Raw genomic sequence first — 14,173 nt, 5'->3', positions numbered from 1 at the left:
ACAGCGCAAGCGGGCAACATCGGCCGCGGCCCACCTGTCCCCGCTGTTACCGTTGTCCACAGGCGCGCGTGCGCTGCCACAGGCACGCGTGCGCTGCACGCGGCGTTACGCACGCGCGTGGCAGAAACAACAATGCGTGAAGTTCAGCTTCCCGGCGTCCAGGCGTGATAGTCGCCGGTCGCCTTGGGGCGGCGGCCGCTCGCCAGCGTCGAGCCGGACGGACGGTAGGCCTGCGCGGTGCCGGTCATGTTCGGCAGATGCGGCTTTTCCCATTCCCGCGGCGCGTACTTTTCCTCGGTCGGGGGCACATCAACCGTGTGATGCAGCCAGCCGTGCCAGCCGGCCGGGATCCGGGACGCCTCGGCATAGCCGTTATAGATCACCCAGCGGCGCTCGAAATGCAGCGTCGGATCGATCTCGCCGCCCTTGGTCCGGTAATAGCGATTGCCCTGTTCGTCCTCGCCGACCAGCTCGCCGTAGCGCGAGGTCCAAAATTGCGTGCCAAAGGTCTGGCCGTTCCACCAGGTGAAGAATTTCAGCAGGAATTGTTTCATGCGTGGCCGGTCGGTTCGAGGCAGTCCGGCTCTGATGCCACCTGAATCTCCAAATGTCCAGCCGCCCCCAAGGTAGCCCGGCACTCCCGGAATAGACCCCGGGTTGCGGGCCCTTTGGCGACCAAATGACGCGGTCACGAGGAGTTTTGTTCACCCGCCATACATGCGCCGCCGGTCAAGCAAAGATGACGGACAATCAATGTGGAACGCGGGAACGTCCGACCACAGAGATGGTTAGACATTGTCCGATTTGATGGAGTCCAAGATGATCAATATGAAGGTTCTGAGCACCGCCGCGGCGCTGGCGCTTGCGCTGCCGTTGGCTGTGGCGCCGACCGTTTCGTTCGCCCAGTCTGCCGCACAGATGGGCGCGATGGGCGGTGGCGGTGGTGCGCGCGGCGGCGGCGGTGGCGGTGGCGGTGGTGGCCATGTCGGCGGCGGCGGTGGTGGCTTTGGCGGCGGCCGTGGTGCTGCGATGGGCGGTGGCGGCGGCTGGCACGGCGGTGGCGGCGGCGGCCAGTGGGCCGGTGGCGGCGGCGGTGGTTGGCGCGGCGGCGGCGGTGGCGGCTGGCACGGCGGCTATCACCGTGGCGGCAACGGGTTCTGGCCCGGCGCAGTGGCTGGTGCAGCGGTCGGCGGGGCCCTCGCCTCGGGTGCGTATTACGGCTCCGGCTATTACGGCTACGGCCCCAGCTACTATGACGACAGCTACGGCTATTACGACGACAGCGCGCCTGTCGCCGTGGAAGCCGCGCCAGGCGGCGACGCGAGCTATTGCGCGCAGCGCTACAGGTCCTACGACCCGGGTTCGGGCACCTATCTCGGCTTTGACGGCCTGCGGCACCCCTGCCCATAACGGCCTCGATGCCTGAGGGCGTGATCCGGAAAGTGTGAAAGCGGTTTTCCCTCGCGACAAACGCGGCACGCGTTTGCGCGGAGATCATGCCCAGAAGCTAAAGGGCGGCGGCAACGCCGCCCTTTTTTATGTCCGCAGCGCCACCGCGACGGCTGCGAACGTCACCACCAGTGCCGCGATGTCGCTCGTGCTGAGCGGCTCGCGCAGCATGGCCGCGGCCGCCAGCACGCCGACGACGGGCACCAGCAGCGTACCGATCGACGCGGTCGCCGCGGGCAGCCGCTCCAGCGCCGCGAACCAGCAGACATAGCAAAGGCAGAATTGGATCAGCGTCATGTAGAGCATCGACGCCCAGCCGAACTGCGACAGCGCCGCAAGCTGCGGCTGCTCGATCAGGACGCCGGCGATCGCGATCGGCACGCAGCCGATCGCGAGCTGCCAGGCCGCAAGCGACAGCGGCGGCATTGCGAGCTTGAAGAACTTGGTCAGCACCGTGCCAAGCCCGACGCAGAGCGCGCCGGCGAGCGCGAACAGGAGGCCCGGCACCTTGCCGAGGCTTGCGTCGAGACCGCCACCGCCGATCAGCACAGCGATGCCGGCGAGCGCCACGCCAAGCGCGAGCGCACGCGGCAGCGACACGCGCTCACCGAGCACCGGCCAGGCCACCAGCGCGACCCACACCGGGATCGATATCCCGAGCACGGCCGCCTCGCTGGCCCGCAGCCAGATCAGCGCCAGGCCCATCGACGCGACCCAGCCGCCGATCGAAAGCGTCGACACCAGCGCAAGGCGCAACCACATGCCGTCAGGGACGCGCAGCGGTTGTCCGCGCGCAACCGCCACCAGAGCGAGCGCGATCGCGCCGACCACGCCGCAGAGCCCGCGCGAGGACAGCGGCGGCCACTCCGTGAGCAGGAACTTCATGATCGGGAAGTTGAGACCCCAGCCGGTCGAAGCGACCACCAGGAATGCGAGGCCGAGCGGTGACAGCGGGGCGCGGCCGGCGACTGGAACTGCGGTCATGGACCCGTCGTAATGTAGGCGGACAAATACAAGTGATGGTGTCAGGGCTAGCTGGAAATCTGCTTGTCAGCAAACAGCATATGCATTCTATGATACAGACTTTCCGTCTAGGTTCCGCCTTAATCGGCAGACGGGCCAAGCGAGTCGACGGCACGCAAGGCCGCAGGAAGAGGATGCATCGTGCCGAGCGTTCTCGTGGTCGATGACGACCCGATGGTGTGCGTCGCCATCGAGGTGTGTTTGCAGCGCCAGGGCTTCGACGTCACCGTCGCGGATGGCGGTGAAGCGGGCATGCGCGCGCTGGACAAGGCGTCGTTCGACGTCATGCTGGTCGACGTCTTCATGCCGCATATGCGCGGTTTCGAGGCGATCCGCGTCTTCCACGAGCGCGCGCCGCATATTCCCGTGATCGCGATGTCCGGCTATGCCTTCGCCAATGCCGACCGTGCGCCGGATTTCCTGCGGATGACGATCGAGCTCGGCGCGTCGGCCTGCCTGCGCAAGCCGTTCACCCCGCAGGCGCTGGTTGCCGCCGTTAACGAATGTCTTGCGAAGTCCGCTCCTTCTGCTCGTCTTTCCAAATAATTGCTCGTACTAATCGTCGATGGCTTCCCAGCGTCTCATCCTCGGCAGCGGCCTTGCGATCCTCCTCGTCATCAGCGCGGCGTCGATCGGGCTGGATGTCAAGTCGCGCAGCGAGATTGATTCGGTCGATCACGCACTCGGCATCCTCAAGCGCATTTCGGATGCGCGTTCGCTGCCGCGCGGCGTCGAGAGCGCGGCGCGCGGCTTCGCGCTGACGGGCGACGCCTCCTTCGCCGACGAGTTTCGCCAGCAGAGCACCACCCTCACCGCCGCCTTCGACGATTTGATGGCTGCGGTGAAGTCGGCCCCGGAGGAAGCGCGGCTGATCACGGGCACCAGGGCAGACGTCGCGCGCGCCATTGCGCTCGGTGCCGAACTGATCAGGTTGCGCACGGCGGGCGACACCGCCGGCGCGGCGGCGCTGATCTCCGCGGGCGAGAGCCGCGCGCTGATGGACCAGGTCGGTGCGGCGCTCGACCGCCTGGTCACTGAAGAGCGCCGCCTGCTCGGGATTCGCACCGAACAGTCGAAGACCAATGGCCGGCTGTTGCTGGCGGTCGACCTTGCCGGCGTGGTGATGATCCTGCTGCTCGCGGTCGCGCTGACGCTGGCGGCCCGGCGCGCCAGCCGCGAACTGCAGGGTGCGCTCAGCGCGACCAAGGCGACCAATCTGTCGCTCGAGGGCAAGGTGGCCGAACGCACCAAGGATCTCGGCACCGCGCTCGAAGAGCTCCGCCGCTCGACCTCGGTGATGGAAACCACGTTCCGCAGCATGGCGGAGGCGGTGCTGGTGATCGACGGCGGCGGCACCGTGCTGCTCTCGAACCCGGCCGCCGAGAAGATGCTGCGCTACAAGCCTGGCATGACGGTCCGGCAGCTGCGCGCCATGAGCAACGTGTTCCAGGCCGACGGCGTCACGCCGATGCTGGCCAACGACATGCCCTCGGCCAAGGCGCTGCGCGGCGAGGAATTCGACGGTCTGGAATTCGTCGCCCGGCCGGTGCGCGGCGCGCCGGAGATTCACCTCGTGGTGTCGGGCCGGCCGTTGCGCGACGGCGACAGCACCATCACCGGTGCGGCGCTGATCTATCACGACATCACCGCTTCGCGCGAAACCGAGCACAAGCTGCAGCAGGCGCAGAAGCTCGACGCCATCGGCAAGCTGACCGGCGGCGTCGCACACGACTTCAACAACATGCTGACGGTCATCACCGGCACCACCGAGACGCTGGTCGACAGCCTGCGCAGCCAGCCGAAGCTTGCGCAAACCGCCGAGCTGATCGACCGCGCCGCCGAGCGCTGCCGTGAGCTGATCCAGCATCTGCTCGCCTTCGCCCGCCGCCAGCCGCTGGAGCCGCGCACCGTCGACATCAACGGCACCGTGGTCGATATCGCCAAGCTGCTGCGGCCGACACTGGGCGAGCAGATCGAGATCGATCAGGTGCTCGCGCCCGATGTCGCCAGCGTCCATATCGATCCGTCGCAGCTTGCCAATTCGCTGCTCAACATGGCGATCAATGCGCGCGACGCGATGCCGAACGGCGGCAAGCTGTTGTTCGAGACCAGCAACATCGTGCTCGACGACGGCTATGCGGCTGTTAATCCCGACATCACGCCGGGCCGTTACGTGCTGCTCGCGGTCAGCGACACCGGCACCGGCATGTCGCACGCGGTGCAGGACAAGGTTTTCGAGCCGTTCTTCACCACCAAGGAGGTCGGCAAGGGCTCCGGCCTCGGCATGAGCATGGTCTACGGCTTCGTCAAGCAGTCCGGCGGCCACATCAAGATCTACAGCGAGGAAGGCCACGGCACCACGATCAAGCTTTATCTGCCGCCTGCCCGCGGCCAGGTCGAGGTGGAGGCGCCTGCGCCGGAGCCGCCGCGGCGCGGCAGCGAAGTCATCCTGGTCGTGGAAGACGACCAGCTGGTGCGCAACTACGTGGTCACGCAGCTCGGCGCCCTCGGCTACAAGACCATTGCCGTGCCCGACGCCCGCGCCGCGCTGGCACTGGTCGACAAGGGCGAGAAGTTCGATCTCCTGTTCACCGACGTCATCATGCCCGGCGGCATGAACGGCCGGCAGCTCGCCGACGAGGTCGCCAAGCGTCGCCCCGGCATGAAGGTGCTCTACACCTCGGGCTATACCGAGAACGCGATCGTGCATCACGGCCGCCTCGACGAAGGCGTGCTGCTGCTGGCAAAGCCCTATCGCAAGGCGCAGCTCGCCAGCATGCTGCAGCAGGCGTTGGGTGAGTAATGCGAGCTACCGCGTCGCCAGCGCGACGCCGGCCAGCGTGAACAGCAGCGCGGTGATCTGGGTCGGCCCGAGCGGCTCGTGCAGCGCGACCGCGGAGGCAATCACGCCGATCACAGGCACCGCCATGGTGCCGATCGCTGCGACCGACGCTGGCAGCCGGGCGAGCGCGGCAAACCATGCGACATAGGCGACGCAGAACTGGATCAGCGTCGAATAGACCAGGAGCCACCAGCCGACCGTCGTGATCCGATCGAGATGCGTGGTCTCGATCATGAGGCCGATGATCGCGATAGGCACGCAGCCGAGGCCGATCTGCCAGGCCGCGGCCGGGATCGGCGGCATCACCAGCGGGTATTTCTTTGCCAGCACCGTGCCGAGCGCAAAGCCGAACGCGCCGCCGAGCGCCATGATGATTCCCGGCAGCTTATCCTTGCTCGCAGTGATGCCGTTGCCGCCCATGATCGCGGCAAGGCCCGCGAATGCCATCACGAGCGCAATGGTCCGAAGCCACGTCGGCCGCTCGCCGAGCACCGGCCAGGCCAGCAGCGAAGCCCACACCGGCATGGTGTAGGCAATCAGCGCGGTCTCGCTCGCCGGCAGCCACAACAGCGCGAGCCCCATCAGCACCATCCAGCCGGAGACGTTGAGCGCCGCATACAGCACGAGGCGCGGCCACAGCCGGGCTTCGACATGCAGGCTCTGGGCGCGGAGCAGCGCCAGCACAGCCAGCAGCACGGCGCCGATCACGCCGGTGATGCCGCGCAAGGTCAGCGGCGGCAGCTCGCTGAGCAGGAACTTGGTGGACGGCCAGTTGAACCCCCAGCCCACCGAGGTGATGGCGAGGAACATCAGGCCGGCGGGCGCAAGGCGCGGCCGCGCGGAAGGCTTCTGGTCTGTCATGGAACCCGGCAAGGGTGTGACGAGGATGTGAGTCGGCCGCAGCTTGCCCGCGATTTTGTCGCCCGACCATCACGCCCCTGACATGCCTGATCCTTACTTTGCCCGTAGGGCTACGTGAGTCCCCAAAATTCAATCCGCCACCGCGAATAAAAACTTCGCCTGTGAACAGCGGGGCGAACCTCCAATCCACAGGCGATAGGAATTTTTTTGGCTTGGGAATCCCTGAGGACTCACCGATAGTTGGCTCGATCACAGGCGCGGCACTGACCCCTGTTATCCCCCTCCGTCCACCATATTTAGTGTTTGATTCAGAAACTCGTACTAGTTCTTGACGGGCGCAACGGACATGGCCTAGCTTTCAACCTGTTCGGCGCGAGTGTGTTTGGGTCCCCGCCGGTCGCTCCCACAAGGGTTCCAAAATGACCACTCCGCCAGGCCTTCGGGCCGCGGGTGAAGGGCTTGTCTGCCCTGATTTTGGGCCGCCGTAGGATCGACAGAACGGGCCGAGAAGGACCCGGAAACAGAGGCCGGAACCGGCCCGCAAGAAGCGTACGCGTGACGTGTCGCGTGAGCGTTTGGGGCGTTGAATGCATGACCCGGAGGACCCGACCAGTCGGGCGCCGCCGCGGGACCATGCCGCCGCTGGGTCGGGTCAAACCGGCGCCGGACGGTTGAAGAGAAAACAGGCCGGATCCACCGGCTGAGCTGCGGATGACGGGAGGCGTGCTGACGCGTTCTCCCAAAGTCCGCGAACGGATAACATTCCGGCAACCTGCGAATAACGTGGGGCCGGGCAGAAGAAGAGACGGGGCTCGACCATGCAGATCCAACGACGCAACACCACCAGCGGACAATCTCCCTATGCCGGGATCAATTTCCGCCTGACCACATCTGAGATCCGCAACCCGGACGGCTCGGTCGTGTTCCGCGCCGAGAACGTCGAGGTTCCGGAGTTCTGGTCGCAGGTCGCCTCCGACGTGCTGGCGCAGAAGTATTTCCGCAAGGCCGGCGTTGCCGCGCGCCTGAAGAAGGTCGAGGAAGAGACCGTGCCGTCGTGGCTGTGGCGCTCGGTGCCCGACACCGACGCGCTCGCCACCCTGCCCGAGAACGAGCGCATCGTCGGTGAAACCAGCGCCAAGCAGGTGTTCGATCGCCTCGCCGGCTGCTGGACCTATTGGGGCTGGAAGGGCGGCTACTTCTCGACTGAAGAAGATGCCCTCGCCTTCTTCGACGAGCTGCGCTTCCAGCTCGCCAAGCAGATGGTCGCGCCGAACTCGCCGCAGTGGTTCAACACCGGGCTTCATTGGGCCTATGGCGTCGATGGTCCCGGCCAGGGCCACTACTATGTCGACTGGAAGACCGGCAAGCTCACCAAGTCGAAGTCGGCTTATGAGCATCCGCAGCCGCATGCGTGCTTCATCCAGGGCGTCGGCGACGACCTCGTCAACGAGGGCGGCATCATGGACCTCTGGGTGCGCGAGGCGCGCCTGTTCAAGTACGGCTCCGGCACCGGCTCCAACTTCTCGAGCCTGCGCGGCGAAGGCGAAAAGCTCTCCGGCGGCGGCCGCTCGTCCGGCCTGATGAGCTTCCTCAAGATCGGCGACCGTGCCGCGGGCGCGATCAAGTCGGGCGGCACCACCCGCCGCGCCGCCAAGATGGTCGTGGTCGATGCCGATCATCCCGATATCGAGACCTATATCGACTGGAAGGTGAAGGAGGAGCAGAAGGTCGCAGCCCTCGTCACCGGCTCCAAGATCAACCAGAAGCACCTCAAGGCCGTGATGAAGGCCTGCGTCAACTGCGAAGGCAGTGGCGACGACTGCTTCGATCCCGAGAAGAACCCGGCGCTGCGCCGCGAGATCAAGCTCGCGCGCCACAACCTCGTGCCCGACAACTACATCAAGCGCGTCATCCAGTTCGCCAAGCAGGGCTACAAGGACATCTCGTTCGACATCTACGACACCGACTGGGATTCCGAGGCGTACCTGACCGTCTCCGGCCAGAACTCCAACAACTCGGTATCGCTGAAGGATGATTTCCTCCGCGCAGTCGAGACCGACGGCGACTGGAACCTGATCGGCCGCACCACCAAGAAGGTGACGAAGACGCTGAAGGCGCGCGATCTCTGGGAGAAGATCGGTTACGCCGCCTGGGCCTCCGCCGATCCCGGCCTGCACTTCAACACCACGATGAACGACTGGCACACCTGCAAGGCGTCCGGCGACATCCGCGCGTCCAATCCGTGCTCGGAATACATGTTCCTGGACGACACGGCGTGCAACCTCGCTTCGGCCAATTTGCTGACGTTCTACAGCTCGACCACCAAGCGGTTCGACATCGAGTCCTACGAGCATCTCTGCCGGCTCTGGACCATCGTGCTCGAAATCTCCGTCATGATGGCCCAGTTCCCGTCGAAGGCGATCGCCGAGCTCTCCTACGAGTTCCGCACCCTCGGTCTCGGCTTCGCCAACATCGGCGGCCTGCTGATGACCATGGGCCTGCCCTATGACTCCAAGGAAGGCCGTTCGCTCTGCGGCGCGCTGACCGCTGTGATGACCGGCATCTCCTACAAGACGTCGGCCGAGATGGCCGCGGAATTGGGCACCTTCCCGGGCTACAAGAAGAACGCGGCCCACATGCTGCGCGTGATCCGCAATCACCGCCGCGCCGCCCACGGTGAAAGCCGCGGCTATGAGGCGCTTGCCGTCAATCCGGTGGCGCTCGACCACGAGTCCTGCCCGCAGGCCGACATCGTCGCGCATGCCAAGCTGGCGTGGGACGACGCGCTGGCGCTCGGCGAGGTCAACGGCTACCGCAACGCCCAGACCACCGTGGTGGCGCCGACCGGCACCATTGGCCTGGTGATGGATTGCGACACCACCGGCATCGAGCCTGATTTTGCGCTGGTGAAGTTCAAGAAGCTCGCCGGCGGCGGCTACTTCAAGATCATCAACCAGGCGGTGCCGGCGGCCTTGCGCGCGCTCGGCTATCGCGAAGCTGATATCGCGGAGATCGAGGCCTACGCTGTCGGCCACGGCTCGCTGTCGAATGCGCCTGGGATCAACGCCACGACGCTGAAGGCCAAGGGCTTCACCGACGAAGCCATTGCCAAGGTGGAAAAGGCGCTGCCGACCGCGTTCGACATCAAGTTCGCCTTCAACAAGTGGACCTTTGGCGAGGACTTCATCCGCGACACGCTCGGCATCGGCGCGGAAGCCATTGCTGCGCCGGGCTTCGACCTGCTCACTGCGGTCGGCTTCTCCAAGCGCGAGATCGAGGCCGCCAACGTCCACATCTGCGGCGCGATGACGGTCGAAGGCGCTCCTCACCTCAAGGCCGAACACTACCCTGTGTTCGACTGCGCCAACCCCTGTGGCAAGATCGGCAAGCGTTACCTCTCGGTCGAGAGCCACATCCGGATGATGGCGGCCTCGCAGCCGTTCATTTCGGGCGCGATCTCCAAGACCATCAACATGCCGAACGACGCCACGGTGGAGGACTGCAAGTCCGCCTATTTGTTGTCGTGGAAGCTGGCACTGAAGGCCAACGCGCTGTACCGCGACGGCTCCAAGCTATCGCAGCCGCTCAACTCGCAGCTCATCTCCGACGATGAGGACGAGGACGATGCGGTGGAAGCGCTCTACGAGAAGCCGATGGCGGCGCGTGCCGCCCAGGTCTCGGAGAAGATCGTCGAGAAGCTGGTCGAGCGCATCATCGTGATGCGCGAGCGCGAGAAGATGCCCGATCGCCGCAAGGGTTACACCCAGAAGGCTGTTGTCGGCGGCCACAAGGTCTATCTCCGTACCGGCGAATATGACGACGGCCGGCTCGGCGAGATCTTCATCGACATGCACAAGGAAGGCGCGGCATTGCGCTCCTTCATCAACAATTTTGCGATCGCGGTCTCGCTCGGCCTGCAATATGGCGTGCCGCTGGAAGAATATGTCGACGCCTTCACCTTCACCCGCTTCGAGCCCGCGGGTCCGGTGCAGGGCAACGACTCGATCAAGTACGCGACCTCGATCCTCGACTATGTCTTCCGCGAGCTCGCGGTGAGCTATATGAGCCGCTTCGACCTCGCCCATGTCGATCCGAACGAGTCTGGCTTCGACGCGCTCGGCAAGGGCGTCGAGGAAGGCAAGGAGCCGGATGAGGCCCCCGCCCACCAGGCGACCAAGTACGTGTCGAAGGGCCTGACCCGGTCGCGCACCGACAACCTCGTCGTCATGCGCGGCGGCTCCGCCGCCGTCAGCGGCAACGCCGACAACGCGCCCGCCGGCGGCAGCCGCGTCACCGCGCTGGCTCCGCACGGCGCCACCGCCCGCGGCGTCTCCGACACCATCGAAGGCGCGGTCGCCCTGAAGCAGGAAGTCAGCCACGACCTCTCGCCGACCGAGAAGCTCGAGGCGCTGAACTGGAGCAAGCCCGGCACCGCCGCAGCCGCCGCCCCGTCCAAGGCGGAGCGTCGCGCCGAAGCCAAGGCCAAGGGCTACGAAGGCGAGATGTGCTCGGAGTGCGGCAACTTCACGCTGGTGCGGAATGGGACCTGCATGAAGTGCGATACGTGCGGCAGCACGACGGGGTGTTCGTGAATTGCGCTGCAGCAGCAGCAACGCTCCTTCGATGGTCAGTGAGAGGGTCGCTCAAACGAGCGGCCCTTTTTTATAGAGCGATCTACTGTAGAATAGTACGATTTCAGCCGGCATAACCTAAACTCTAGATGTTGCTGCAGGACGATCGAAACGCGCCGCCGCCTGTTTGGGCCGCTTTACGTCCCTCCCGCGTACAACTACGGCCCAATCTCAGTGCGTCGCCAGCGTTGCAGTTCACATCGTAGAGTTGTTCAGCTTAGACAGGCTAACTGTATGAATCGAATTAGGGTCTGTACCTAAATAGCGACACGTGATTCTCTTGCCTACGTGTTGATTCGGGGGCGAGAGAATGCGCGATGGTTTGTTTTGGCTGAACGACAGGCAATGGGCGCGTATCGAACCGCATCTGCCGAGGGGACTGACGGGGCCGGATCGGGACGACGACCGACGCATCGTCAGCGGCATCATTCACATGTTGCAATCGGGTGCACGATGGCGTGATTGTCCACGTGAATACGGCCCTTACACGACGATCTACAATCGCTTCAATCGCTGGGCCAAGCGAGGACGATGGTGCGCAATCTTCGAAGCGCTGGCCAAACCTGGCGAAGACGGCGTCGTACTGTCGCTCGACTCGACCTCGATTAAAGCTCACCGGTGTGCCTCCGGCGGAAAAGGGGGGAGCACAATCAAGCAATCGGCCGCTCGCGCGGAGGCCGCACGACAAAAATCCATGCGCTGAGCGATCCGCTCTGCCGGCCGGTCGTCCTGCATCTGACTCCAGGCCAGTATGCCGATATCGCTGCGGCTCCCGATGTCCTGGCGCTCGCGCCACCCATGAGCGTGCTCCTCGCCGACAAAGGGTATGATGGCGACAAGCTTCGCGGCGAAATCATTCGTCGCGGCGCCAAGCCCGTAATCCCCAATAAATCTAACCGTGTCGTCATCCATCGCTTCAACAAACGCGCCTACAAAGGACGAAATGTCATCGAACGCTGCTTTTGCAGGCTCAAGGACTTCCGGCGCATCGCCACGCGATATGACAAGCTCGGCCGTAATTTTTTGGCCGCTGTTCATCTCGCCGCTCTCGTCGCATATTGGCTCAATTGAGTCTCAACCCTAATTTGCTGAAGCAGATGTCTTTCGGTGTTCAGGTAGCCGAAGACGAAGTCAACGAGATTGCTAGTTATTTCGTCGAGACCAACCAATGGGGAAAGGTCGCGAAAGGAGACATCGATATTGTTCGCGGCGAAAAGGGAGCGGGAAAGAGCGCCATATACTCCCTCTTGATGACGAAGGTTGGCAGCTTTTTCGACAGTGGGATTTTGCTGGTAGCAGCTGAAAACCCACGCGGGGCGACTGTCTTCAAGGACCTCGTGGCAGACCCGCCGACAACCGAAAATGAATTCATCGCGTTGTGGAAGCTCTACGCGCTAGCGATCATCGCGCAACAACTGCGTGAGTACGACGTGCGCGGCGCAAAGGTCGAGACGGTATACAGCGCCCTGGAAGGAGCAAAATTTCTCGAAAGAGAGTTTAGCCTCAGAGGGCTCCTGCGAACCGTGCACGAATACACCAGACGAATTGTTGCTGCCGAGCAGATCGAGGGTGGCTTGACCTTTGATCCAGCAACTCAGATGCCAACCGGGATCACGGGGAAAATTGTACTGAAGGAGCCGTCGGCCGATTTGAGGGCAAAAGGATTCGCGTCCATCGATAGTTTGTTCTCGACTCTAAACGAAGCATTGGAAGAAGCAAATCTGAAGGTTTGGGTCTTATTGGATAGGCTTGACGTCGCCTTTGTAGAAAATCACGAGCTTGAGGCGAATGCGCTACGTGCACTGATCAGAGCATACGCTGACATTCGTAACCTTGGCCAAGTCTCTTTGAAGATATTCCTGCGTGAGGACATCTGGAAAAGAATTACTGAACAGGGACTACGCGAAGCGAGCCATCTGATCAGATATGTGATCTTGGATTGGCCGCAGCCCGCGCTGCTAAACTTGATCATGCGGCGACTCTTGAAGAATGATGCACTTGTGAAAGAGTTTCAGATTGACGTCGGCGCGGTCTTGCAGGATGCAACAGCGCAGGAGGCGCTCTTCTATCGATTTTTTCCAAAGCAAGTTGAGCAAGGTCCCCAGAAAGCGCCCACCTTCAAGTGGCTGATAACACGTTGTGCGGATGGCACCGGAAAGACGGCTCCCAGAGAAGTCATCCATTTGCTGAACTGTATTCGGGATGAAGAGATTAGGAGGCTCGAAAACGGTGGCGCGGCCACGCACGGTGACCAACTGTTTGATCGTTCGGTTTTCAAGATCGCACTGCCGACCGTTTCTGGGGCGCGCCTAAACCAATACCTTTATGCCGAATATCCTAGCGAACGTCGGTTTATATCCAAACTGGAAGGACAGAAAGCTGAGCAGACGCCAGAGAGCCTATCAGCCTTGTGGTCCCTTTCACGCGATAAGGCCATCGCCGAAGCCAAGAAACTTGTCGAACTCGGTATGTTCGAAGAACGCGGTACACGAGATGAGCCGACCTATTGGGTGCCGTTTCTGTACCGGGATGCCTTGAATTTGGTGCAGGGAAAGGCCGATGCGGATGAGGACTAACTGGCCAACTAAGGCGGCGTACATCGCGGCGACCACGAGAGAGGGATTAGCCGAAGGGGCAATCCACCATCCTGTGCAGCAAGTTTACAGGTTAGGCTACCGTAATCACTCCATACCCGAGCGTTAGATGAACTGGTCCGAAACCTTTCGTGACCGCTACTACGCACCTGGCTACGTCTACATCGCGGGCTCGTTAACCCATCGCGTTATGAAAATCGGCACGACGATCAACATCGATCGGCAGGAAAAGCGCCTCAGGCGAACGAAATACGGAAGCGTCGCCGATTGGCGGCTTCTCTACTATGTATGGGTTTCCGAGGGAGGAAGGATAGAGCACGATGCTCGGCGCCTTCTGCGCGATCACCAAGACCTCCGGATGTACGACAAGGACGGACACTGGCAGAAAGGTCGCGAGATTGTTGCTTGTAGTTTCAGCGTAGCGCGTGACGCTCTTTCGGCCCTGCTCGACGACGATGAGCGCAGCTCGGCGACCGAGTTTCTACGTGCCAACGAATACGAATTCGGTCGATCCCAAACGCTGGTCTTCCCCTCACGTCCACAGCCCGTGCTTCCGGCAACAATTCATCTCTATCGAGATCTGGATCGCTTCGACATGCCCGTCATTGCCTCCCAGAGCTTGAAGGAGGCTGGCATCCGCTTCGTCGGTGATTTAGTGCAGAAGAGCCAAGCCGATCTGCTGCGAGTACCGAACTTCGGGCGCCTTTCCTTGCTCCAGATCATGGAACTCATGAGAGAACTCGGCCATTCTCTCGGTCAGACACTACCGGCGT

8 protein-coding genes and 2 pseudogenes are annotated in these 14,173 nt (G+C 63.1%); 7 read left to right on the top strand and 3 right to left on the bottom strand.

The window, feature by feature from the left end; all coding sequences use genetic code 11:
* Positions 1 to 143: 143 nt before the first annotated feature.
* Positions 144 to 554: an NADH:ubiquinone oxidoreductase subunit NDUFA12 gene (locus tag ACOIX3_RS18625; protein ID WP_223967911.1), complete on the bottom strand. Its 411-nt coding sequence runs from the start codon at positions 552 to 554 to the stop codon at positions 144 to 146.
* 265 nt (positions 555 to 819) lie between these two features.
* Here ACOIX3_RS18625 and ACOIX3_RS18620 point away from each other — a divergent pair, with 265 nt between their 5' ends.
* On the top strand, positions 820 to 1,410 hold the full coding sequence (locus ACOIX3_RS18620; protein WP_420971286.1) for a BA14K family protein: 591 nt from the start codon (positions 820 to 822) through the stop codon (positions 1,408 to 1,410).
* Between the two features lie 126 nt (positions 1,411 to 1,536).
* On the opposite strand, the gene ACOIX3_RS18615 is transcribed toward ACOIX3_RS18620, so the two are convergent.
* Complete coding sequence (locus ACOIX3_RS18615; RefSeq protein WP_420971285.1) at positions 1,537 to 2,433, bottom strand: DMT family transporter; 897 nt, start codon at positions 2,431 to 2,433, stop codon at positions 1,537 to 1,539.
* A gap of 180 nt (positions 2,434 to 2,613) precedes the next feature.
* Between ACOIX3_RS18615 and ACOIX3_RS18610 the strand changes: the two genes are divergently transcribed.
* Both ACOIX3_RS18610 and ACOIX3_RS18605 read left to right on the top strand, forming a co-directional pair.
* Positions 2,614 to 3,018 carry a response regulator gene (locus ACOIX3_RS18610; RefSeq protein WP_342722252.1) on the top strand — a complete coding sequence of 135 codons (405 nt, stop codon included), beginning with the start codon at positions 2,614 to 2,616 and terminating at the stop codon, positions 3,016 to 3,018.
* Between the two features lie 19 nt (positions 3,019 to 3,037).
* Entirely contained in the window at positions 3,038 to 5,275 is a 2,238-nt protein-coding gene (locus ACOIX3_RS18605; RefSeq protein ID WP_420971284.1) for a CHASE3 domain-containing protein, read from the top strand.
* 6 nt (positions 5,276 to 5,281) lie between these two features.
* Here the strand turns inward: ACOIX3_RS18605 and ACOIX3_RS18600 are convergent, their stop codons facing one another.
* Positions 5,282 to 6,175 carry a DMT family transporter gene (locus ACOIX3_RS18600; RefSeq protein WP_420971283.1) on the bottom strand — a complete coding sequence of 298 codons (894 nt, stop codon included), beginning with the start codon at positions 6,173 to 6,175 and terminating at the stop codon, positions 5,282 to 5,284.
* An 818-nt stretch (positions 6,176 to 6,993) separates the two neighbouring features.
* Here ACOIX3_RS18600 and ACOIX3_RS18595 point away from each other — a divergent pair.
* From ACOIX3_RS18595 to ACOIX3_RS18580, 4 genes and pseudogenes are all read left to right on the top strand, one after another.
* Positions 6,994 to 10,767, top strand: a complete 3,774-nt coding sequence (locus tag ACOIX3_RS18595; RefSeq protein ID WP_420971282.1) for a vitamin B12-dependent ribonucleotide reductase — start codon at positions 6,994 to 6,996, stop codon at positions 10,765 to 10,767.
* Between the two features lie 327 nt (positions 10,768 to 11,094).
* A pseudogene (locus ACOIX3_RS18590) lies at positions 11,095 to 11,877 on the top strand (IS5-like element ISBj2 family transposase).
* Between the two features lie 26 nt (positions 11,878 to 11,903).
* The gene (locus tag ACOIX3_RS18585) at positions 11,904 to 13,382 is read left to right on the top strand and encodes a P-loop ATPase, Sll1717 family (RefSeq protein ID WP_420971281.1); all 1,479 of its coding nucleotides are present in this window, start codon (positions 11,904 to 11,906) and stop codon (positions 13,380 to 13,382) included.
* Positions 13,383 to 13,509: 127 nt separating this feature from the next.
* Positions 13,510 to 14,076, top strand: a pseudogene (locus ACOIX3_RS18580) (GIY-YIG nuclease family protein); the annotation flags it as partial.
* Between the last annotated feature and the right edge of the window lie 97 nt (positions 14,077 to 14,173).

Origin of the sequence: Bradyrhizobium sp. B120, assembly GCF_049075665.1 — a bacterium.
GTDB lineage: Bacteria > Pseudomonadota > Alphaproteobacteria > Rhizobiales > Xanthobacteraceae > Bradyrhizobium.
The sequence above is the reverse complement of the archived record's forward strand: the minus strand, read 5'-3'. Positions and strand labels throughout refer to the sequence as shown.